This window comes from Pseudomonas sp. PSB18, from assembly GCF_014596565.1.
Lineage (GTDB): Bacteria > Pseudomonadota > Gammaproteobacteria > Pseudomonadales > Pseudomonadaceae > Aquipseudomonas.
Genome location: NZ_NOIN01000009.1, coordinates 117,909 through 139,656 on the forward strand (window position 1 = coordinate 117,909; position 21,748 = coordinate 139,656).

At 58.5% G+C, this 21,748-nt stretch carries 21 protein-coding genes, 4 tRNA genes and 1 pseudogene; 19 read left to right on the forward strand and 7 right to left on the reverse strand.

The window, feature by feature from the left end; translation table 11 throughout:
* Positions 1 to 107: 107 nt before the first annotated feature.
* Complete coding sequence (locus CGA22_RS20820) at positions 108 to 1,112, reverse strand: NADP-dependent oxidoreductase (protein WP_041022753.1); 1,005 nt, start codon at positions 1,110 to 1,112, stop codon at positions 108 to 110.
* Between the two features lie 225 nt (positions 1,113 to 1,337).
* Here CGA22_RS20820 and CGA22_RS20825 point away from each other — a divergent pair, with 225 nt between their 5' ends.
* From CGA22_RS20825 to CGA22_RS27570, 4 genes and pseudogenes are all read left to right on the forward strand, one after another.
* Complete coding sequence (locus CGA22_RS20825) at positions 1,338 to 2,099, forward strand: SDR family oxidoreductase (RefSeq protein WP_041022752.1); 762 nt, start codon at positions 1,338 to 1,340, stop codon at positions 2,097 to 2,099.
* A gap of 217 nt (positions 2,100 to 2,316) precedes the next feature.
* Positions 2,317 to 3,714: a PLP-dependent aminotransferase family protein gene (locus tag CGA22_RS20830; protein WP_041022751.1), complete on the forward strand. Its 1,398-nt coding sequence runs from the start codon at positions 2,317 to 2,319 to the stop codon at positions 3,712 to 3,714.
* A gap of 988 nt (positions 3,715 to 4,702) precedes the next feature.
* Positions 4,703 to 4,879 (forward strand): annotated as a pseudogene (locus tag CGA22_RS27565) (HAMP domain-containing protein); the annotation flags it as partial.
* Positions 4,880 to 5,083: 204 nt separating this feature from the next.
* Positions 5,084 to 5,788: a methyl-accepting chemotaxis protein gene (locus CGA22_RS27570; RefSeq protein WP_411157122.1), complete on the forward strand. Its 705-nt coding sequence runs from the start codon at positions 5,084 to 5,086 to the stop codon at positions 5,786 to 5,788.
* A 72-nt stretch (positions 5,789 to 5,860) separates the two neighbouring features.
* On the opposite strand, the gene CGA22_RS20840 is transcribed toward CGA22_RS27570, so the two are convergent.
* Positions 5,861 to 6,631 (reverse strand): hypothetical protein, encoded by a 771-nt coding sequence (locus CGA22_RS20840; protein WP_084213767.1) that lies wholly within the window; start codon positions 6,629 to 6,631, stop codon positions 5,861 to 5,863.
* Between the two features lie 356 nt (positions 6,632 to 6,987).
* On the opposite strand from CGA22_RS20840, the gene CGA22_RS20845 reads away from it, so the two are divergent.
* From CGA22_RS20845 to CGA22_RS20865, 5 genes are all read left to right on the forward strand, one after another.
* A tRNA-Glu gene (locus tag CGA22_RS20845) sits at positions 6,988 to 7,063 on the forward strand.
* Between the two features lie 2 nt (positions 7,064 to 7,065).
* Positions 7,066 to 7,141: transfer RNA gene (locus CGA22_RS20850), tRNA-Gly, on the forward strand.
* A 105-nt stretch (positions 7,142 to 7,246) separates the two neighbouring features.
* Positions 7,247 to 7,322: transfer RNA gene (locus tag CGA22_RS20855), tRNA-Glu, on the forward strand.
* A 3-nt stretch (positions 7,323 to 7,325) separates the two neighbouring features.
* Positions 7,326 to 7,401: transfer RNA gene (locus tag CGA22_RS20860), tRNA-Gly, on the forward strand.
* Positions 7,402 to 7,663: 262 nt separating this feature from the next.
* The gene (locus CGA22_RS20865) at positions 7,664 to 8,296 is read left to right on the forward strand and encodes a LysE family translocator (RefSeq protein WP_041021684.1); all 633 of its coding nucleotides are present in this window, start codon (positions 7,664 to 7,666) and stop codon (positions 8,294 to 8,296) included.
* Here CGA22_RS20865 and CGA22_RS20870 read toward each other — a convergent pair.
* The 4 genes from CGA22_RS20870 to CGA22_RS20885 form a co-directional block, all read right to left on the reverse strand.
* Positions 8,246 to 9,583, reverse strand: a complete 1,338-nt coding sequence (locus CGA22_RS20870; RefSeq protein ID WP_084213730.1) for a PLP-dependent aminotransferase family protein — start codon at positions 9,581 to 9,583, stop codon at positions 8,246 to 8,248. The two genes, CGA22_RS20865 and CGA22_RS20870, sit on opposite strands and share 51 nt — an antisense overlap.
* 64 nt (positions 9,584 to 9,647) lie before the next feature.
* Positions 9,648 to 10,793 carry a trans-sulfuration enzyme family protein gene (locus tag CGA22_RS20875; protein WP_041021683.1) on the reverse strand — a complete coding sequence of 382 codons (1,146 nt, stop codon included), beginning with the start codon at positions 10,791 to 10,793 and terminating at the stop codon, positions 9,648 to 9,650.
* Complete coding sequence (gene amrS, locus CGA22_RS20880; protein ID WP_041021682.1) at positions 10,790 to 12,274, reverse strand: AmmeMemoRadiSam system radical SAM enzyme; 1,485 nt, start codon at positions 12,272 to 12,274, stop codon at positions 10,790 to 10,792. The genes CGA22_RS20875 and amrS overlap by 4 nt, the downstream gene beginning before the upstream one ends.
* Positions 12,275 to 12,374: 100 nt before the next feature.
* Positions 12,375 to 13,088, reverse strand: a complete 714-nt coding sequence (locus CGA22_RS20885) for a YczE/YyaS/YitT family protein (RefSeq protein WP_041021681.1) — start codon at positions 13,086 to 13,088, stop codon at positions 12,375 to 12,377.
* Between the two features lie 200 nt (positions 13,089 to 13,288).
* Between CGA22_RS20885 and CGA22_RS20890 the strand changes: the two genes are divergently transcribed.
* Positions 13,289 to 13,720 carry an Lrp/AsnC family transcriptional regulator gene (locus CGA22_RS20890; RefSeq protein WP_041021680.1) on the forward strand — a complete coding sequence of 144 codons (432 nt, stop codon included), beginning with the start codon at positions 13,289 to 13,291 and terminating at the stop codon, positions 13,718 to 13,720.
* Positions 13,721 to 13,756: 36 nt separating this feature from the next.
* Here the strand turns inward: CGA22_RS20890 and CGA22_RS20895 are convergent, their stop codons facing one another.
* Positions 13,757 to 14,629: a DNA-binding response regulator gene (locus CGA22_RS20895; RefSeq protein WP_041021679.1), complete on the reverse strand. Its 873-nt coding sequence runs from the start codon at positions 14,627 to 14,629 to the stop codon at positions 13,757 to 13,759.
* Positions 14,630 to 14,895: 266 nt separating this feature from the next.
* On the opposite strand from CGA22_RS20895, the gene CGA22_RS20900 reads away from it, so the two are divergent.
* From CGA22_RS20900 to CGA22_RS20940, 9 genes are all read left to right on the forward strand, one after another.
* Positions 14,896 to 15,090, forward strand: coding sequence for a Flp family type IVb pilin (locus CGA22_RS20900; RefSeq protein WP_008070254.1), 195 nt, complete (start codon positions 14,896 to 14,898; stop codon positions 15,088 to 15,090).
* A 155-nt stretch (positions 15,091 to 15,245) separates the two neighbouring features.
* Positions 15,246 to 15,440: a Flp family type IVb pilin gene (locus CGA22_RS20905; RefSeq protein WP_041021678.1), complete on the forward strand. Its 195-nt coding sequence runs from the start codon at positions 15,246 to 15,248 to the stop codon at positions 15,438 to 15,440.
* 26 nt (positions 15,441 to 15,466) lie between these two features.
* Entirely contained in the window at positions 15,467 to 15,997 is a 531-nt protein-coding gene (locus CGA22_RS20910; protein ID WP_041021677.1) for a prepilin peptidase, read from the forward strand.
* A 2-nt stretch (positions 15,998 to 15,999) separates the two neighbouring features.
* A complete protein-coding gene (locus tag CGA22_RS20915) occupies positions 16,000 to 17,328 on the forward strand; it encodes an ATPase AAA (protein ID WP_041021676.1) in 1,329 nt (442 codons plus the stop codon).
* 15 nt (positions 17,329 to 17,343) lie between these two features.
* Complete coding sequence (cpaB, locus tag CGA22_RS20920) at positions 17,344 to 18,159, forward strand: Flp pilus assembly protein CpaB (protein ID WP_188258693.1); 816 nt, start codon at positions 17,344 to 17,346, stop codon at positions 18,157 to 18,159.
* Positions 18,160 to 18,222: 63 nt separating this feature from the next.
* Complete coding sequence (locus CGA22_RS20925; protein ID WP_041020992.1) at positions 18,223 to 19,542, forward strand: TadE/TadG family type IV pilus assembly protein; 1,320 nt, start codon at positions 18,223 to 18,225, stop codon at positions 19,540 to 19,542.
* An 8-nt stretch (positions 19,543 to 19,550) separates the two neighbouring features.
* A complete protein-coding gene (locus tag CGA22_RS20930; protein WP_041020990.1) occupies positions 19,551 to 20,030 on the forward strand; it encodes a TadE/TadG family type IV pilus assembly protein in 480 nt (159 codons plus the stop codon).
* Positions 20,031 to 20,038: 8 nt separating this feature from the next.
* Entirely contained in the window at positions 20,039 to 20,533 is a 495-nt protein-coding gene (locus CGA22_RS20935; RefSeq protein WP_041020991.1) for a TadE family protein, read from the forward strand.
* On the forward strand, positions 20,527 to 21,747 hold the full coding sequence (locus tag CGA22_RS20940) for an AAA family ATPase (RefSeq protein ID WP_041020989.1): 1,221 nt from the start codon (positions 20,527 to 20,529) through the stop codon (positions 21,745 to 21,747). The genes CGA22_RS20935 and CGA22_RS20940 overlap by 7 nt, the downstream gene beginning before the upstream one ends.
* Position 21,748: the final 1 nt, after the last annotated feature.

Sequence of the window (21,748 nt, forward strand, 5' to 3'; positions counted from 1 at the left end):
GGGAGCGAGCCTGCTCGCGATGAGGCCGTGTCAGTCGACATCTCTGTCAACTGACAGACCGCTATCGCGAGCAGGCTCGCTCCCACAGGTTTTTGGATCGTGACCGGTCAGACCTTGAGGACGAGTTTTCCGAAGTTCTCCCCGCTGAACAATTTGGTCAGCGTCTCGGGAAATGTTTCCAGCCCTTCAACGATGTCTTCCTTGCTCTTGAGCTGCCCCTTGGCCATCCAGCCGGCCATTTCCTGGCCGGCGGCGGCGAACTGGGCGGCGTAGTCCATGACCACGAAGCCTTCCATGCGCGCTCGGTTCACCAGCAGAGACAGGTAGTTGGCGGGGCCTTTCACCGCTTCCTTGTTGTTGTACTGGCTGATGGCGCCACAAATCACCACGCGGGCCTTGAGGTTCAGGCGGCTGAGCACGGCATCCAGGATGTCGCCGCCAACGTTGTCGAAATACACATCGACGCCTTTGGGGCATTCGCGTTTGAGGCCGGCCTGGACGTCTTCGCTCTTGTAATCGATGGCACCGTCGAAGCCCAGCTCATCGATCAGGAACTTGCATTTGTCGGCGCCACCGGCGATGCCCACCACGCGACAGCCTTTGATCTTGGCAATCTGCCCGGCGATGCTGCCCACCGCACCGGCGGCACCCGACAGCACCACGGTCTCACCAGCCTTGGGGGCGCCGACGTCCAGCAGCGCAAAGTAAGCGGTCATGCCCGTCATGCCCAAGGCGGACAAGTAACGGGGCAACGGCGCCAGTTTCGGATCGACCTTGTAGAAACCTCTTGGCTCGCCAACGAAATAATCCTGCACGCCCAGTGCGCCATTGACGTAGTCCCCGATCGCAAAGCCTGGGTTGTTCGAGGCAATCACCTGGCCCACGCCCAACGCACGCATCACTTCACCGATGCCCACCGGCGGGATATAGGACTTGCCCTCGTTCATCCAGCCACGCATGGCCGGGTCCAGGGACAGGTATTCGTTTTTCACCAGGATCTGACCGGCCGCCGGTTCGCCGACCGGTACTTGCTGATAAGTGAAGGTCTCGCGGGTCGCGGCGCCCACCGGGCGTTTGGCGAGCAGGAACTGGCGATTGGTCTGGGCAGTCATGGTGGGTACTCGAGATGAAATGAAGCTTTGTTGATAGCCCTTCGAAGCGCTTGCCGCAAGGTTTGCCGGGGTAGCGAATGCAGGCCGATACAACCCGGTGATAATGCCGCCGGGGCTGTTATCACTGGTGTCCATGCATGCCCAACCGGCATCTGGATAGTGCTGCTGCGCGGTGCTTGGCTGTGGCTACACTGGCGCCACCCTGCATCCTTCAAGGAATTGACCATGAGCATGACGTTTTCCGGACAAGTCGCCGTAGTTACCGGTGCCGCCGCGGGTATCGGTCGCGCCACCGCCCGCGCGTTCGCCACAGAAGGCCTGAAAGTCGTGGTGGCCGACCTGGATGTGGCGGGTGGCGAGGGCACGGTGCAGTTGATTCGCGAAGCAGGCGGCGAGGCGGTATTCGTGCGCTGCGACGTGACATTGGAAAGCGACGTGCAGAACCTGATGAACGAAGTGATCAGCACCTACGGTCGTCTCGATTACGCCTTCAACAACGCCGGGATCGAGATCGAGAAGGGCAAGTTGGCCGATGGTAGCCTCGATGAGTTCGACGCGATCATGGGTGTCAATGTGAAGGGCGTCTGGCTGTGCATGAAATACCAATTACCGCTGCTGCTGGCCCAGGGCGGCGGTGCCATCGTCAATACCGCCTCGGTAGCCGGCCTGGGCGCCGCGCCGAAAATGAGCATCTACGCGGCCTCCAAGCATGCCGTGATCGGCCTGACCAAATCGGCCGCCATCGAATACGCCAAGAAGAAGATCCGCGTCAACGCGGTCTGCCCGGCCGTGATCGACACCGACATGTTCCGCCGTGCCTATGAGGCTGACCCGAAGAAGGGCGAGTTCGCCAACGCCATGCACCCGGTAGGACGTATCGGCAAGGTCGAGGAAATCGCCAGCGCCGTGCTGTACTTGTGCAGCGATGGCGCAGCCTTCACCACTGGCCATTCGCTGGCGGTCGATGGTGGTGTCACGGCCTTCTGAGGGCGGTGGGTTGTAGGAAAAAGCCCGCGCTTGCTGCGGGCTTTTTCTTGGGTGGCTGGAAATTCCCTGGATCGGCCCCGTCAATGTGTTTCAAGGCGTGAGAATCGGCCTTTTTGGCGACGTTGTCGTACATCGTCCGGCGGCACCCTGTGCTTAACTGCCATCGGGAACCGACTGTTTCTGGAAATAAAACAATCGCTTAGGAGCTTGGTTACTCATGGAGTTGAGAATCGACCGGCAGGCCCTGGTGCCTGTCGTGCAGCAAATTGTCGACGCGCTGGCCGGCTGGATTCGACAGGCTGGGGTGCAACCGGGGACTCGTCTGCCCTCCATCCGCCAATTGGCGAGGGAAAATCTGCTCAGCCAGTCCAGCGTCAATGAAGCGTGTGAACGCCTGGTTGCCCAAGGGATATTGGCCTCGCGCCATGGCTCGGGGTTTTTCGTCGCATCGCCTTCTTCGATCAGGCCTGGATCCTACGGCAAGGGCGTGCTGGATGAGGTGCAGTGTCCCCGGGCCGATTCAGCCGACAATGTGCAGTGGGAACTGAGGTTGGGCAGTGGCGGATTGCCCGAACGTTGGCGTGAAAGCGATGACCTGGCCTACGCGATCCGCCAGGTCTCCCGCACCGACATGGCGGGGCTGTTCAACTACAGTACGCCGCTGGGGTTGCCCGCCTTGCGTGAACAACTGTCCAGGCGGCTGAAGCAGCTCAATATCAACGTGGATGAAAACCTCATCCTGACGACGACGGGGGCGACCCATGGCCTGGACCTGATCGTGCGGACACTGCTGCGGCCGGGGTGTTGCGTGGTGGTGGAAAGTCCCGGCTATTCGAATCTGTTCGAGCTGCTCAGGCTCCATGGGATCGACATGATCGAGTTGCCCAGGACACCCCGGGGCCCGGATGTCGATGCGTTGCAAGCGTTGTTGGCGACTCATCGGCCCAGCGCCTTGTTCATCAACAGCGCGTGTCACAACCCGACCGGCAGTTGCCTGGCGCCGGCCGTGGCCCAGCGGTTACTGCAACTGACCCGAAAGCACGCCGTGCTGGTCATCGAAGACGACGTCTATGCCGACTTCCAGAGCACGACGCGGACCCGCTTGGCCGCGTTGGATGCCGACGTTCTTTACGTGGGCAGCTTCTCGAAAACCCTGACCAGCTCCTTGAGAGTCGGGTTCGTGGTGGCCGGGGCTGCAATCATCGAGCGTCTGAGCAAGGTCAAGGAGGTCACCAGCATGGGCGGGTCGCGGTTCTGCGAAACGGTTGTCGCCAGCCTGTTGGCCAACGGCGCCTATCGCAAGCTGGTCCAGCGCCAGCGGCAACGCCTGGCTACCGATATGGCGGCGGTGCTCCAGGTACTGGAAGACGCCGATTGGACCGTCTTCGGCAAGCCGGCCGGCGGGCTGTTTATCTGGGCGCGTCCGCCCATGTGCGACTACGCTGGATTACAGCGCCTGGCCAGGCGGTTCGGCGTGCTGCTGTCTTCGCGTACCGCGTTCAGCCCTTCGGGGGTCGACAGTGACTGGCTACGGATCAACGTGGCCTATGCCCGGGACTCCAGGGCGTTGGCGTTCTTCCGAGCCACGGGTCCGGATCGACCTCAAGCGTTCTGAAAACGACGAAGCCGTAGCTTTTTGCCATTATTCCGACGTCAGCATCTTGTGCGATGGGGCGTCTCGTTGCGAATCTGCGATTACACACACTGGCAGAGGACTGAGCGCAATGATTTCGGCCGTGCAAAGACGTTTTGCCAACCTGGGTATGGCAAAGAAGCTGGGGATCGGTTTTGTCATGGTGCTGCTGCTCACGGCTGTCGTGGCGGCCATCGGCGTCTGGTCCTTGCAAACCATCAGTCAACGCTTCGATGGCTTGAAGCAGATGTCCTCGTTCAGTAGTGAGCTGCTCAAGGTCCGGCTGCTCGAACAGGACTATGCATTGCGCTCCGATCCCAAGACGGTCGATGCCCTGCACCAGGGCGTCGACAGCTTGATCGCCAAGGCAAACGAGCTCAAGGCGCAGTCGGCTGCCAACGTGCCGGTGATGAACGATGTGGAGCAGGCCCTGGTGGCGTATCGCAAGGCGTTCGACGAGTTCGTCGGATTGAGCCAGAGCAAGGACCTGGCCCTGGAGATGGCCAGTTGGTCGGTGTCCAGCGTCGCCAATAACCTCGATGTGCTGCGGGCGGGGTTGGCGGACGATGGCACTTACACGTTGAAGGACACCCAGGGCAAGGAGGGTGCCGAGTTTGTCGAACAGGCCAACCAGGTCAGCGACGTGTCGCGGTTGATGCTGGTGGCCATGAATGAGGCGCGGGTGCGTCTCGACCAGACCCGCAAAGGCAGTGCGGAAGTCGGGCAAGGCCAGATCGAGCAGGCCGAACAGGCCATGAAGCAGGCCGAAATCCTCAAGACCGCGATCAAGGATCCGGGCTACCAGACCGTCATCAACGAAGTGGCCGGGCACATCGCCGGGTTCAGCGAGAAACTCACCGAATATACCGGCCTGCTGGCTCAGGAGAAGGTCATCTCCGGGCAGTTGCACGAACGGGCTGCCCAGGTGGTGGAGCGGGTTGACCAGGCCTATGCGGCCGAAGATCAGGCCATGCAGGCCGAGTTGAAAAAGAATTCGTTGTTGATCATCGGTTCGTCGGCCCTGGCCTTGCTGGTGGGGCTGATTGCGGCCTGGGTCATTACCCGACTGATCGTGGCCCCGTTGCGCAGCGTCATTCGTGTCGCCCAGCAAATTGCCGGAGGGGATTTGAGTGCAACGGTCGAAGTGACGCGCCGGGATGAAATCGGGCAGTTGATGCTGGCCATGCAGCAGATGGGGGCCGGACTGAGCAGTATCGTCAGTGGGTTGCAGTCCGGGATCGAGCAACTGGCCAACTCCGCTCAATCCTTGTCGGCCGTGACCGAACAGACCAACCTGGAAGTCAGCAGCCAGAAAGAGGAAACCGAGCAGGTTGCCACGGCCATGAACCAGATGACCGCTACCGTGCACGATGTGGCGCGCAATGCCGAAGAAGCGGCCCAGGCGGCCCAGACCGCCGACGACAAAGTCGAAAGCGGTCAACAGGTGGTGCGCCAGAGCATGGTGCGTATCGAGCAACTGGCGGACTCGGCCACGTCGGCCAGTTCCAGCATCGAAAGCCTCAGCGCCGAGATCCAGAACATTGGCACGGTATTGAGCGTGATCAAGAGCGTCGCCGAGCAAACCAACCTGCTGGCGCTCAATGCCGCGATCGAGGCGGCTCGCGCCGGTGAGCAGGGCAGGGGGTTTGCGGTGGTGGCCGATGAAGTGCGGGCCCTGGCCAAGCGCACACAGCAATCGACCGAGGAGATCGAGCGGTTGGTGAGCGCCTTGCGTTCAGCCGCCCAGACGTCCGTGCAGCAGATCCAGAGCAGCGGCGAGCTGGTGAAGATGGCGGTCAGCGATGCCCTGCAGACTGAAAGTGCCTTGGGCAGCATTGCGGCAGCCGTATCGTTGATCCAGCAGATGAACCAGCAGATCGCCGCCGCAGCCGAACAGCAGAGCTCGGTCGCCGAAGAAATCAACCGCAGCGTCACCAGCATCCGCGCCAGTGCCGATCAGTCCTCCCTGGCGATGCAAGGCAACGCCGCGTCCAGCATTGAACTAGCGCAGTTGGGCGTCGAGCTGAAGGGGATGGTGGGGCATTTCAGGTTGTGACGTAGGCAGCTTGAGACCAGAACCTGTGGCGAGGGGATAAATCCCCTCGCCACAACAAGGTTCGACTAGGCCTCAGTCGTAAACCTTCTTCTTCTTCCATTCATCGTTTATTTCGTCTTCCTTCAAGCCTTCGGTCAACTGGTTGACTTCACCTTCGGCCGCCTTGGTGCTGGCCAGGACCATGGCATTGACGCGGGCCAGGAGCTTCTCGAGGTAAGCCAGCTGTTCGGCGTAGACCTGTGGTTCCTGCTGTTTACGCAGGTATTGCACGCCACGTTCGAACGCCAGGCGAGCCTGCCCCGGTTGTTCCTGTTGCAAGGCCTGTTGGCCGAGGTTGTTGAAGAACTCGATGTGCAGCAGCACCAGGATGTGCCGTACTTCGCGGATCCAGCGCTTGGCTTCGTTGGGCGGCAGGAAACCGTCCTGGGCGGCACGGGTGATCTGGCCATGGAAGGCTTCGAGCAGGAACCGCACATCCTTGGCCTTGGCTTCGGTCTGGATCGGTGCCGGGGGATTGTTGACCGGGATCGATTCGCCCTGGGCCGCCAGGGCGCTCAGTTCGTCCAGGCGTGCCTTCACCGCTGCATTGGTCTTTTCCATGCCCAGCAAACGCTGGCAGACGTTGATCTCAAGGCGGGTGATCAGCAGCTTCAGGGCCGGGGTCATAAACTGGCCGGGGAAGGTTTCGGTGAGCTCGCCGCAACGACGCAGGCGGTCGTTGAGTTCGACCTTGGTACGGGCCTTTTCCAGCTTGTTGTTTTCTGCCACATGGTTCATATAGCCAATGGCGATCAACAATGCGATCCCGGCTACGACGAGCAGGGTGATCATGAGTGGTGTCACCGGTAAGACCTCTTTAATAGGGTTCGCATAGATCAGTGTAGTGGCTAGCCTTTTAAGCGCATAGGCCCGAACGACGAGATTAGACGGGCGTGCTGCTAACTGGACACACAGTAGCGTAGATGCACATTGCCACTATTTGCCGGGCGCGACTATAGCGTCTTGGCGGGCGACAGAATATAGGCGTCAGAGACTGGACAGGCAAAATCTGCGAATCGCTCCTCAAACCGGTCGAAGTCATTGATTTAAATAAATTTATATCTGGGGGTTGACGACCCCTCAATCCATCCATAGAATGCGCGCCACTTACAGCGTAAAGCACTTAGCCAAGCGCCATAAGCAGTGAATGTTGTACGTGTGTCCCCTTCGTCTAGTGGCCTAGGACACCGCCCTTTCACGGCGGTAACAGGGGTTCGAGTCCCCTAGGGGACGCCAATGCGGGAATAGCTCAGTTGGTAGAGCACGACCTTGCCAAGGTCGGGGTCGCGAGTTCGAGTCTCGTTTCCCGCTCCAATTTTAAACAATCTTGCTTTCGAGCAGGGTTGAGTGAAACCAGAAACGGTACCTTCGGGTTCGGGTCTGGGCACTGGAACACACACCATGTGTTCCGGGCAGCGTGTCCCCTTCGTCTAGTGGCCTAGGACACCGCCCTTTCACGGCGGTAACAGGGGTTCGAGTCCCCTAGGGGACGCCATTTGCGGGAATAGCTCAGTTGGTAGAGCACGACCTTGCCAAGGTCGGGGTCGCGAGTTCGAGTCTCGTTTCCCGCTCCAATTTCAAAAAAACGCCGCTCATTGAGCGGCGTTTTTTTATGCCTGTAAAAAAGTCATTTCATTCGGGTTATACCGGCCCAAGTGCTGTTAACGAACAATTTGCATGTGTTTCAGGGGGTGGGGGCTGATCACCTTAATAATGAAGGGAAGGTGAGTGAACAACATGCAAAATTGCCGTAAAAGCGCTTGTGAAAATTAATAATTAATTTCTAAAAAATTGCCGTTCTCCTAACCTTCCAGTACCCATTCTGGAGGTGCATCTATGTTGATTTTCGTTAAATCAATGGTCATTGGGCTTTGCATTGCGGCCCCTGTGGGGCCCATTGGGCTGTTGTGTATACAAAGGAGTCTCATGCTGGGCTGGAGAGCCGGTTTTGCGACAGGATTGGGGGCGGCCACCGCCGATTCAATCTATGGATTCATAGGGGCGTTGGGAATCACCGCCATCATCGCGACGCTCATCAGCTTCAAACCCTGGTTATGTATTCTGGGAGGGTTGTTCCTCGCCTACATTGGTTATCAGACAATACGATCAAAGGGTAATGCAACCGCCATGGGGGGCGAGCGCGCCAACATGTTCAAGGCGTACTCGACCACGCTGTTCCTGACCTTGTCGAACCCCATGACCATTTTGTCGTTTATCGCGATATTTGCCGCGCTGAGTGATGGCATGGCCGGTGAACAAGGCAGTCAGCACTCAGTGCTGCCCATGGTGACCGGCATATTCCTCGGCTCGGCTGTCTGGTGGCTGGGATTGAGCGGGTTCTCCTCCATTTTCAAGGCCAGGATCGCCCAGTCGAAGATTAAATTGATCAACTACTTTTCCGGGGCAACCATCAGTCTGTTAGGGGCCTACCAAGTGGCAACCGGCGTCATGCTGGCCACGGGAGCCTGAGAAAGTTTCCCCTTCAGAGTCAGAAGGGGATTTACCCATCCTGGACTCAACATAGGCCTTGAAACGGCCTATCGCCTGTGTAGTTTGTGCAGCTGTCACATTACTGAACGATAACCTGACCTGATTGACCGCTTCGTTTGTCAGTGAGAACAAGGACGTGGGGAATACGATGACCCTGAAGTGCCTGGCGCACTCGTTCATTTCAGTCTGTCCGAAGACAAAAGGCAGGTGCACATTGATGAAGAAGCCGCCCGCCGGATGATTCCAGGTGACGGTTCGTTGGGAATCGCCTTCGGATGGGAATGCATGTTCAAGGCATTCAAGCATGTGGTTCCTTTTCTGCGTGTAAGACAACACTCTGGGTTGGTTCAGGCCCTTCAGCGAGTAGTTGTTTTCGATCAGCAAACCGCCGACGACCGCCTGGCACAGGGCTGGGGTGTTGACCGTGATCAAGCTTTTGGCCTTGCACAACCGGGCGCTGAAGGGCGTGATCCCTGCGCCTTCCGGAGCGACTACGTAGCCCATGCGCAAGCCTGGGAAAATCGATTTGGCAAACGAGCCGAGCAGGAACACTCGACGGCTGTCCATCGACCTCATCGACACAATCTCATCGCCCTCGTATCGGAAGTAACGGTAGGCAGTGTCTTCCAGGATGAAAAAATCCAGGTCATTGGCCAGGCGAAGCATTGCCTTCCTGGCGGGATAGGACAGGCTGTCGGCCGTAGGATTGCTAAAGTCTGGAATCGCATACAGCGCGCGTATTTTTTTCCCTCTGGATTCAAGCTCTTCAGCCAATTTGCGCAGGGCGGCTGGGTCGAGAAAGGTCGCCATGGGAACGGGGAGCATCTTTATGCCCAGCAGTTTTGCAATACCTGTGACCCCGGAAAACACAGGATCGGGCACCAGTAAAATCCCGCCTCCCTCAAAGAGCGATAAGAGCGTCAAGGTGCAAGCTTCCTGGAAGCCCATGCACACCACGATATGTTCGGGACTGGAAACTTTTATCGCTTCATCTACGTACAGGTAGTCGGCGATTATTTCATTGATGATTCCCGAGGTTTTTCCATATTGGCAAAGCAGTGTCGCCAGTGAGAGCTCGGTACCGGCGACGTGTTGCCGGTAGCGGGCCAATCCCTTGTCGATGAGCGCGGGGTCGCAGTACTGGTCGTCAGGTCGCCCGGAAGCCAGTGATATAGCCGCTGGGTTTTCCTGGGCAATCGTATTCAGAAGATGGATAACGTTGAGGACAGGGTGTTCGAATAGCGTATTTTCGACGGCGTTGGACACGCTCGCTTCTCCATAAAAAAAGCAACGAACGCTTTGGGCGCCCGTTGCTCATGACTGGCAGCCGCTACGCAGGATTGAGTGAGGTTGCCTGGTCAACCTTGTTTTCCATGGCTTCGAATGCTTGCAGCAGGTCCTCTTTAAGATCCTCGAGGTCCTCCAAGCCAAAGCACAATCGAACCAGACCCTTTTCAATGCCCATGTCGGCTTTTTCCTGTTCCGTCATCGAGGCATGGCTGCCACTGAACGGCTGCGCAACCATCGAGGTCACGCAAGCCATTCCCGTGCCGGTGCCAAACCATTTGAGGGCGCTGGTGAAGGTTTTGTAGAAGGGAACCAGGTCAGGCCGGATATCGACAAACACGATGCCGCCATAACCTGTCAGCTGCTTGCCATCGATGCGCGGATAATAGACGTGCTCGATAAATGGCAGTTCTCGCAGGTAATTGAGCATGCTCAAGGTCGTATGGCTGTGTTTCTCCATGCGCAGGTTGAACGTCTGCATGCTTCGGCGAAGCAACCATGCGCTATTGGGAGTCAATATCGAGCCTGAATAGAAGCGACCTTCGAGCAGGCGGTTATAGATCGCCTGATCGTTGACGAGCACCAGGCCACCCATGACATCGCTATGCCCGGAGAAGTATTTGGTCGCGCTGTACAGCGAGATATCGGCGCCAAAGTTCAGCGGCTTCTGATAGATCGGCGTGGCCCAGGTGTTGTCGACGATCACCAGGGCGCTTGGATTGTTTTGTTTGACTGCTTTGCTGACCGCATGAATATCAATGTCTTTCAGGAACGGATTGGTAGGTGTTTCGAAAATGACCATATCGACGTTTGCTGGCAGCGCTTTCAACCCAGCCTCTGTAGTGAGATCCAGGATCGTCAGCTGCGCGCCGATGCGTGCGGCGTAGCGCTGGAACAGCTTATAGGAGCAGCCGTAGATATATTTGTTGATCACCAGCGACCCACCGGGTTTCAACAGCTCCAGCACCATGTAGATGGCGCTCATCCCGGTGCTATAGGCCAAGGCGTATTCGCTCCCCTCCAGGGACGCGACCACCTGTTCCAACTCCGTCACATTGGGGTTGGCCTTTCTCGAATAGAAGAATGCCGAGTCAGCACTGAAGGCGCTGCATTGATAGATCGGTGTGACCGAGGGGTGAGCCTCTCGATCATCGACTTTGATATGAAGTATTTCGGTGGAGACGTTCATGCCTGGGTCACCATTTTGATGACCTGTTCGTACATGTTCTGCTTGCCCTCATAGCCTATGGTCGGCGTAATGTCGTTTTGCGAGATACCAATCTCTTCGATCGATTCGGTTGGGAAGTGAGCCCTGTCGAATACTTCATGAAGGTTTGAATTCACCCCGTTGGGTAGCCAGACCTCAGGCCCCGACTCATCGATTCGGGCTTTGGCGATAATGAATCGATAGCTTTCATGCGGACGCAATGTCAGTGATTTCCAATCGCTGTTGAGCCCGTCGGTATAGTTACGCCGCAGGTAGACGGTCTGTTCAAAGTCTTCGGTATTCAGCACCTGGGCGTGCAGCGATACGATATCCCCGTGCCATTCGAATTTTCGCTTCTCGTAAGCAGACAGTGCATCCTCTTGCATCCCGACCGGGGTATTGGCTTTGTATTCGCCCAGCAATTTGAAATGCGCATCATGGCCGCACTGAGAGCAGCAGCCTTTGCTGTCCAGTCCGATGATTTCGGCGTTCAGGCCGTAGCGGGTAACGAGTAGGGCGTTACAGTTGTTGCAACTGGTATTGGTGCCTTCGACATCATTCACGTTCCCTAGGTAGACATGCTCGACGCCCATGCTCCGGGCAACATCCCGAGCCTTCAAGAGCCTGTCCACGGGCGTTCGCACGCTATTGCTCATTTTGTAATCGGGGTGGAATCTCACGAAGTGCAGGGGCACGTTCGGCCCCAGTTCATCCAATACCCACTGGCTGATTTTTCTGGCCGTGTCTTCATCGTCGCTGATGTCGGTCACCATCAAGGTGCTGACTTCAACATATTTGCCGGCGTCGTAGACTTTCTTGATACCGGCCAGGACCGGCTCAACCCAGCCCGTGGTGACCTTCCGGTAGTATTCGGGGGAAATCGATTTGAGTGAAATCGAGAAAATATCAATGACCGGCAACAACTCATCAATGGCTTCTTCACTGATGAAAAAAGCTGATTTATACAGGTTGATCAGGCCTGCTTCCTTGGCCAGCTTTGCCGTGTCGAGGATGAATTCATGCCAGACCACCGGGTCGTTGTACGTCCAGGAGAGAACGCGTATTCCATGCTTGAGCGCGGTTTCCACAACCTGCTCCGGAGTGTAGTAATACACATCCTTGTCAGTTACATACTTGGCCTGCGAAGTTTTCCAGTTATGGCAGTAACCGCAGTTGAGCATGCAACCAATGTTGCCCAGGGAAAGGATCCGCTCGCCGGGGGCAAAGTGGAAGACCGCCTCGGTTTCGATCGTCTCTTCAGTGCTGTGAACGCCTTTCCCGTAATTCAATGTAACGAGGCGGCCGCCTCGATTTCCGCGAACCTTGCAAAAACCTAACTTGCCCTCCTGGATGACACAGTTGCGTGGCGAAAGATGACACTTTACGGCTCCCCCAGGGAGTATTTCCTCCAGTTTTGCCGGGGTGCTTTCCAAGGTCCAGTTTTTATTTTTTGTAGTGTCCATCTCTCATTTCCTCATTGCGAAAGTTGCCAACAACATCATCGGTTAAAAAAGTCGAGGCGAAACAATCCAGCCGCCATAAGTGGCAGTCATTTTGTTGTAGTCAGTAGGCGGACGAAGTGCGGATCAATCCGTGGTTCTTGAGTGAGAAACGCCGGGTATTCATGTTCATGAAAGGTTGAATAAGTGGCCCAATCACCAATAAGAAGGCAATTGTTCCCACACCGAAAGGCCCCCCCAGCAGCCAACCACTTGAAAAGATACCGATTTCAATGATCATTTTGGCTTTGGTGAATGACCAGCCCCATTTGGAGACCATGGTCAATACCACCAGGTCCATGATCCTGATACCAATACCGCTCATGATGATCAGCGCAGACGAGTAGGCACACAGGATCAGTCCTATCGCCAACAAGGTGTACTCATTGACTCGGACAATGAGGTACTCGCCCATTCCCAGCACCGACCACAAGTCAATCAGCAGACCTGTCAGTGTGGTGGTAATGAATGGACTGATCGGCGGGTATTTTCTGTTCCAGAGCATCCACCATATTAGAAAGAACAGCGAGACGATAGCCGAACACGCGCCCATGCCAAGGGCAAGTAGCTTATCTATCGAAATGATCAGGACATCTAAAGGATCGGTTCCCAGTTGGCTGATAATGAAGCACTTGGCACCCACCGAAAAGAAGCCGACGCCCATCAGGTACATCAGGATCTGATCTCTCTTGAAGTTACGCAGATCTAGGACTTGCGTTCCAATATACCGAGCGAGCGGATGTGACTTTTTCCCACACTTTATTTTTTCATCTTCCATACGAACACCATCCCTGGAGAGAAATATTTTATTATGCAGTGCGTCATGCTAAAGAGGAGGGCTATTGATTGCCCGGATTCTTTTTAGGCTTTTCAGGCAGGAAATAGGCTAGCACTCTGCTTTATTTTGGTGCATGATTTTTTTAATGAAAAACGCGGGCTTTTCATTAAATTTTACAGTTCTTACTGAGAGAAACGCACATGGATCGTATAGACATAAAAATCCTGGGGAAGGTACAGGATTGTGGCCGCATTTCCATCACGGAACTTTCCAAGCATGCGGGTCTTTCTATTCCTGCCACCACTGACAGGTTACGCAAGCTGGAAGACTCCGGGGTCATCAAGGGCTATAGCGCTCAGTTGGATCCCACCAAGCTGGGGTACGGCATCTCGGCTGTCGTCGGCATCACCACCCTCAAGCCGGCTAAAGCCAAATTGATAGCGACGCTGCAGGACATTCCCGAGGTCGTCGAGTGCCTGCATATCACCGGTAACGATTCCTATCTGATCAGGATCTATGCCAAATCCATGGCTGAAATCGAGGCGATCATTGCCAATATCAACGCGTATGGAGAGACGCGTACCAGCATTGTCTTGTCAGTCCCTATCGAGAGAAGAAAGCTCGCCCCTTGAGTCACCTGAACGCCAGCCACCGCATCAAGATGCCCGTCAGCCCTCCAGGCTGTGCACCAGGCTCTCAAGTGTTGCCGTGGTTGCTTCTTCCTCAGGCATCGATGGTGTGGCAACCGTCGTGCGCATCTGCCGCGCCAGGCGGTATTCGCTGGGCGTGCAGTTGGCGTACTGCTTGAAGGCGCGGGCAAAGTAGGAGGGGTCCTTGAAACCGGCTTCGTAGCCGATGCTGGTGATGGGCATCTCGCTGTTATCGAGCAGTTCCTTGGCAAAACTCATGCGCTTGTTCAGCACGTAGTCGGTAAAGCCCAGCCCGTTGGCCTCCTTGAACAGGCGACTGAAGCGAAACGTGGTCATGCCGCAACGTTTGGCCAGGTCACGCTGATCGATGCTGTCGCGAAAATGCTGGTCGATGTACAACTGGATGTGATTGAGGGCCTGGTGTTTCTGATGGCCGGAGGTCAGGCGGATGCTATCCGGCAGGGTGGGGGAATGGTCGATCAGCGAGGTCTTGCCCCGGCTGCCGGTATGACGCCGCAACTCGCACAGCTGCACCACTGCTGTCAGGTAGCGCTTTCTCTCGGTGGCAGAAAGGGGCAGGACCATGTATTCCCAGACATTGGAGCGCATGGCCCAGACCGCCAGTTCTTCAGAGTGCTGCACGGTGAACATGGTGATGGGAATGGTGGGCACGGTCCGCTTGATTTCCAGCAACCGTCTCAGGCCCGCAGTGTCCGGCCGGTCGAAATGAATGCAGATCATGTCGACCTGCTCCCCGCCCGGCAATGTGGCGTTGGTGCCTAGCGTGCAATGGCAGGCTTGATCGAACTGGAGGGCGAGTTCCTTCGTGGACCGATCATGAGTCAGATCGAACCACAACAACCTTGGCTTTCCAGTCAGATTCGACGTCATGTGCCTGCTCAGTGGTTCTTCCTGCCCTTTAGCCGGAAGTATCGTCAATGTGCTATCACCGCGCCGAATAAATTCTTATCAAAAACCACGCTTTTATCGCCATTCCGTTGCGACGGCTCCCACGGCCCCAGCGGATGACCTCGCGCAAAATAATCCTAGCGATGTGCAAAATCCTCCTAACGGCTAGGCCGGCCTCCTGACTAGGGTTGCATCAGGCAGTTCGCGATGTACTGCCCTTGAAAAACAACCCCGATGAGGTGTGCGAAATGACTCTTCAAACTATCAAGGCTTCGGTACTGAAGTTCGCCAAAGATGAAGATGGCCTGACCATTGTGGAATACGCCGTGGCCGGTGGGTTGATCACGGTGTTGGTGGCCGCCGCCTTCGTTCTTCTGGGCGGCGCCGTGAATACCAAGATCCGTGCCCTGTGCCAGGCCGTCAACGGCAACGTTGCCTGCTGATCGCAACCACTTGCGATAGGGGGACACGGCAACTTTTACGGAATAACGCTTGCGACTCTTTTGCAGTGAGTACAACGAATCCCTCAAATGGACTTGGCGCTGTCCCCAACAACTAAGTTCATTGCCGTATTACTTCTGAATATGAGGTAAATAAAATGACTCTGCACACAATCCGAACTTCGATCCATCAATTCGCCAAAGATGAAGAAGGCCTGACCATCGTGGAATACGCGGTGGCGGGTGGCTTGATCACGGTGCTGGTGGCGGCAGCGTTCGTCCTTTTGGGCGGCGCAGTGGATACCAGGATCCGGGCGCTCTGCCAGGTCGTCAACAGCAACGTTGCCTGCTAACGATAACTGCAACCAGGAGACGCGCCATGTCCATGGAATTGCTGGTGTCGACATTCATTCTGCTGGGACTGCTGGGTGTGGCGGTGGTAAGCGATCTGCTCCGCCACCGCATCCCCAACTCACTGGTCCTTCTGGGGCTCGCCCTGGGGCTGGCCGGTCAGGTCTACACGGGCGGGATCAGCGGCTTGGGCGACAGCCTGCTGGGCCTGCTGATCTGCTTCGCGCTGTTCCTGCCGATGTACGCAGTGGGTGGCATGGCGGCCGGAGACGTCAAATTGATGACCATGGTCGGCAGCTTCCTGCCATTCCATTACGCCTTATGGGCTGCATTGTTCAGCCTGATCGCCGGCGGTGTGTGCGGATTCCTGATTGTTCTGGTCCGCGGCCAGTTGCTGCAAACCCTCGGGCGTTACTGGCTGATCGTTCGGGCCCAGTCCTACCTGGCGCCCACTTCGGACGAAGTGGCCGGCAAGCCCTTTCCTTATTCGATTGCAATCCTGATCGGCACGTTGAACAGCGTCTACTGGCAGCTGGTTGCCGGCGGCTGGGGAGGCTAGTCATGCACGTCATCAACGATAGTGATGCCTACCCCAGCGAACGGGAAGCGGTACAACGCTTGGCACCCCAGCCTTGCACGATTCGCGACACCGGCCTGAGCGACAGTTTTCTCGGCGAACTGGTGTGCAAGCATCTGCATGACGCCGGTGTGCTGGACATGCCGCGGTTGGTCGAGCGCCTGGCGCTGACCGGCGCAGTGCTGGAAGAAGTCCTGGCGTTTTTGCGCAAGGATGGTCGTGTCGAGGTGCTGGGCCAGATCGGCCAGGCGAGTGTGCAGGCGTTGCGTTATGGCCTGACCGAACGCGGCCGCAGCTCTGCCCGGGACGCCTTGGCCCGCAGCGGTTATATCGGCGCGGCACCGTTCCCGGTGAGCACCTATCGCTCGCTGATCAAGATCCAGACCATTCACCACGGTCGTATCACCGCCAACGACATGCAGCAGGCCCTGTCGGGCATGGTGCTGGGCCAGGGCATGCTCGACCAGTTGGGCGTGGCCTTGAACTCCGGGCGGGCGATCATGATTTATGGTCCGGCGGGCACCGGCAAGACCTACGTCAGCAGCCGCTTGATCCGCCTGTTCGCCGAGGCCATCTGGGTGCCCCACGCCATTGTCATCAACGAGTCGGTGATCGAGATCTACGACCCGCAGGTGCATCAGCGCCTGGATGACAACAGCCAACCGAACAATCTGATGCTCAACGAAGGCATCGACCGCCGGCTGCTGTGCTGCAAGCGCCCCATCGTCATCACCGGCGGCGAGTTGAGCATGGAGCAGTTGGATGTCCGCTACGATCCGTTCACCCGTCAATACCAGGCCGCCTTGCAACTCAAGGCCAGCAATGGCCTGTTCATCATCGACGACATGGGCCGCCAGCGCATGGCCCCGGCCGAGTTGCTCAATCGCTGGATCGTGCCCATGGAAGAGAAGCGTGACTTCATCAACCTGGGCGGCGGTCGGCATTGCGAACTGCCGTTCGACCTCGTTCTGGTGTTCTCTACCAACCTCAACCCTTTGGAGCTGGCCGACGAGGCGTTCCTGCGGCGCATTGGCTACAAGGTCCAGTTCGGTTACCTCAAGCCCGACGAATACGAACGCATCTGGCGCCAGGAATGCGAGCGCCTGGGTGTCCCTTACGACCCGCTGTTGGTGCGTTATGTACTGCAGCGGCTGTATGCCGGCGAAGGCATGCCCCTGGTGCCTTGCCATCCGCGCGATCTGTTGAACATGGCGCTCGACCGCCAGCGTTACCTGGGCGGTTCCGGACCCCTGATGCCGCAAGAGCTGGAATGGGCCTGGCACAACTACTTCGTTCAGCTCGACTTCCTTTGATTCGGAGATACCGACATGAGCTCTCGTACGCTTCCGCTGATTGGCGTTTCCCTGGTAATGGGCCTTGGCGCTGCATGGATGGCCGACGCCTGGTTGAGTGCGCGACTCAATGCGACCCCCGATGATCACCTGCGCAGCGTGGTGGTCGCCACCGTGGAAATCCCCTTCGGGCAAATGGTCGAGGCCCAGCAGGTCACCACTGTGCGCATGCCGATGGATACGATCCCGGACGATGCCTTTGACTCCAGTGAAAAGGCCGTGGGCAAGATCGCCACGTTCGACATCCTGCGCGGCGACATCGTGCGCGGTGCGCGTCTGAGCGAGCACCTGGGTGGCAGCACCCTGGCCTCGTTGATCGCGCCCGACAAGCGTGCCATCTCGGTCCGGGTGGACGATGTCGTCGGCGTCGGCGGATTCCTGCTGCCGGGCAACCGGGTCGATGTGCTGGCGACCAAGACCACCAGCGCCGGCAGCAACAGCGCCACGTCCCGGACCATCCTGGAAAACCTGCGGGTGCTGGCGGTGGACCAGACGGCGGGCACCGACAAGACCCAACCGGTGGTGGTGCGGGCTGTGACGCTGGAAATGACAGCGGTCGAAGCGGAGGCGCTGGTCACCGCGCAGACCGAAGGCAAGCTGCAACTGGCCCTGCGCAACCCCCTGAACCTGGAGAAAAAAGCCGTGGCTGTCGCGCCGCCAGCGCCACCGGTCATGGCGGTCGCCGCCGCTCCGGTGCCACGGCCCGTCGTGCAACGCATCGCCAAGGTGCAGGGCAGCGCAGAGGTGACGGTGATCCGGGGCATTGAAAGCAAGGTGATCAACCTTCGCTGAGCGGCGCGAAAACAGCCTGGTTTTCAGGCGATGGCGATCCTCAATGCAGTCAACGAGGGCGTGATGATGAATTCCGATATCGGAGGACGCCAGGGAGGGGCAGTGAGTGTATTGATGGTGATCGCGTTGGTGGCGATCTCCATGATGGCAGCGTTGGCCCTGGACGGCGGCCACATGCTGCTCAACAAGACGCGTTTGCAGAGCGCGGTGGATGCCGCAGCCTTGAGCGGGGCCAAGACCCTGAGCCAGGTCATCGGCGGCCTCAATATGGCCAGCACGACTCGCGCGGCAGCCCTGGACACGCTGAACAAAAACGCCCAGGCATCGGGCAACACCGAACTGGCCACCGCCGTGGCCGGCAACCCGGGGGCGTTTGCTGTGGTAGAGCTGGCCAGCAGCGTCTATGGCCCGTTCTCTTACCCTGGTCCTGCCGATGCCAAGTACGTGCGGGTGTCGGTATCGAGTTATCAACTGAACGGTTTTTTCTGGAGTTTCGTCCAGACCATGGGCACCGCCGGCCTGGGCAGCAAGAGAGTGGCAGCCATTGCCACTGCCGGCCCCAGCCCGACCTCGCCTTGTGATCTGGCGCCCTTGATGGTGTGCGGTGATCCCGGCCAATACAACCCGGCTGCCGGCAATTTCTGGGGGTACCGGTTTGGTGACCTGGAAGTCTTGAAGACAGCGGCGGGCAATTCATCGCCCATCGGGCCTGGCAACTTCCAACTGCTCGATTTCGGCTCCGGCGGCAGTTCAGTCCGGGAAGACCTGGCAGGTGGCGGTTCGGTCTGTCGCAGTGTCGGCGATAACGTCCAGACCGCACCCGGCAACAAGGCCGGCCCGACCTCCCAGGGCTTGAACACCCGCTTCGGCATCTACAACGGCCCGATCAGTTCCTCCGATTACCCACCGGACCTGGTGACCTCATCGAGCACACCGGCGATGACTTACGACAGTGCGCTTGACCAGGCGAAGTACAAGGGCAAGACGGTCACTTCGAGCAACGGCGATCTCTCGGCGGGCGGCGAGGCGATCAAGGACTACAACGACTGGCGCACCCAGGTCGCCGCCTGTGTAGGCGGGAGTGGCAGCGGTTGCCAGAGCAACGGGGTTTTCGAACGTCGGATGCTCAAGATCGTGGTCGGCAACTGCACCGGCAAGCAGGGCGGCTCAACCTCGATTCCGGTGCTGGGGTTCGGCTGTTATTTCGTCGTGCAGCCGGTGGATGGCGGTGGTTCGGACTCCCTGGTCTTCGGCCAGTTCGTCAAGGAATGCGAAGGCGATGGCGTACCGGGCCCCACACCGTCCACCGATGCCGGCCCGCAGATCATCCAGCTCTACAAAACCTACCTCAACGGCAGTGGCAATCCGAGCACTGACTCGTAGGAGGCGTCATGGGACGTGTTCAATTCAAACCCCCGCAGGCCCAGCAGGGCGTGGCGCTGGTGGAGTTCACCCTGGTGCTGCCCCTGGTGCTGATGCTGTTGCTGGCCTTCGGCGAGTTCGGCCGCATGCTCTACCAGTACAACGTGTTGTTGCAGGCCAGCCGTGACGCCGATCGGTTCGTCGCCAGCCAGGCCTGGAATTCCACGTTGGGCGGTATCGCCCTGACCGCCACGCTACAGACCCAGACGAAAAACGTCGCGGTGTATGGCGTGCCCGCCCAGGTCGGTAGCCCGGTCGTGTCCGGGTTGACCACGGCCAACGTGGCGGTCGCCGCAGTGGGCACGGACCATGTGCGCGTCACCATCACCTACACGTTCTGCCCGGTAATTGGCGCGGGCAATTGCGCCGGGTCGCTGCCGGGTTTTTTCGGTGCCGCCATGCCGCTGGGCATTCCGCTGGTCGCAACCACTGTGATGAGGGCGCTGTGATGAAGCCGATGAACCACAAACACATGCGCGGCACCTACATCGTCGAGTTTTCCTTCGTGGGCCTGCTGGTGTTCATCCTGCTGTTCGGCGTGGTGGAGATGGGCCGGCTGTACTTTACCGCCAATGCCCTGGATGAAGCCGCGCGGCGCGGTGCGCGCCTGGCGGCGGTGTGCAACATCAGCGATCCGGTGGTGTTGCGCCGGGCCATCTTCAACGCCGCGACCGACGCCGGCACCAGCCAACTGATCACCAGCCTGGCCACCACGAACCTGGCGCTGACCTACCTGGACGTCAACGGCGCTGTGGTGGCGAACCCCGCCGACACGGTCAGTGCCAACGGCTTCCGGGCCATCCGCTATGTCCAGTTGAGCGTACAGAACTACGTGTTCAACCTGTTCATTCCCGGCTTGGGCGTGTCCATTACCTTGCCCGCCTTCAGGGCAACCTTGCCACGCGAAAGCCTTGGGCGTCATTCCGATTCCGGGGAGATCACACCATGCTGAATACCAGAGAAACGCCGGTTCCGACCGCCACGGGCAAAGCCGGGCTGCGACTGCTGATCAGCAGTCGTGACGCCGCGTCCCTGCGCGACCTGCAATGTGTCTGCCAGCGCATGCCCTGCCTGGAAGTCAGCACGCGATTGGTAAGCAATGGGCATGTCGATCCCCTTTACGGCCTGGAGCGCATGCCCGATCTGTTGCTGTTGCGGGTCAGCCACCTGTGGCGCGAAGAGCTGGCGGCGTTGCTGCAACGTCCACCTCATGAACGTCCACCGATGCTGGTGTGCGGCCTGTTGGGCGATCAGGAGGCCATGCGCCTGGCCATGCAGGCCGGTGCCCGTGACGTGCTGCCCGAGCCTATCGCCGATACCGAATTGGTCGCGGCATTGAATCGCCTGGTGGCCGAGGTTCGCCTGGGCAACGGCGCCGAGGGCAAGCTGGTCGCCGTGATCGGCGCCAAGGGTGGCTCCGGCGGTACCCTGGTGGCCTGCAACTTGGCCCAACAACTGAGCGCCCGGGCGGGGAATACCCTGTTGCTGGATATGGACCTGCAGTTCGGCAGCGTGACCCATTACCTCGACGTCGCGCAGTCCCACAGCCACCTGGAAGTGCTGCAGCAGATCGACGACCTGGACAGCATCGCGCTGCGGGGTTTCTGCAGCCATTTCAGCCCGACCCTGCATGTGCTGGGCGGGCGCGCCGGCGAGTTGTGCCTGCCCCAGGACGCCCAACCGGAACAGCTCGACACCCTCCTGCAACTGGCCCGCGCCAGCTACGACTGGGTGGTGGTGGACCTGCCGCGGCAGATCGACCATCTCACCGGCTCCGTGCTGGAACAGGTGGACCGGGTGTACGTGGTGGTGCAACAGAGCGTCAGCCACCTGCGCGATGCCAGTGCCCTGGTGCGGATCCTGCGCGAAGACCTGGGTGTGCGCGGGGACCAGTTGCAGATCGTGGTCAACCGCTATGACAAGGCGGCCGCAATCAGTCTCAAGGACATCGGCGAGGCCCTGCGCTGCACGAACCTGTCCAGATTACCCAATGACTTCAACCTGGTCAGCCAGAGTCAGAACACTGGTGTGCCGTTGGGGCTGCACGCGCCGAGGGCGGCCATCACCGTCGCCCTGCGCGATTTGACCGAAGACCTGGTCGGTCACCAGATGAGCACAGACAAAGGCCTGTTCAAACGCGCCTTCAACCGTTTTTTCGGGGGATGAC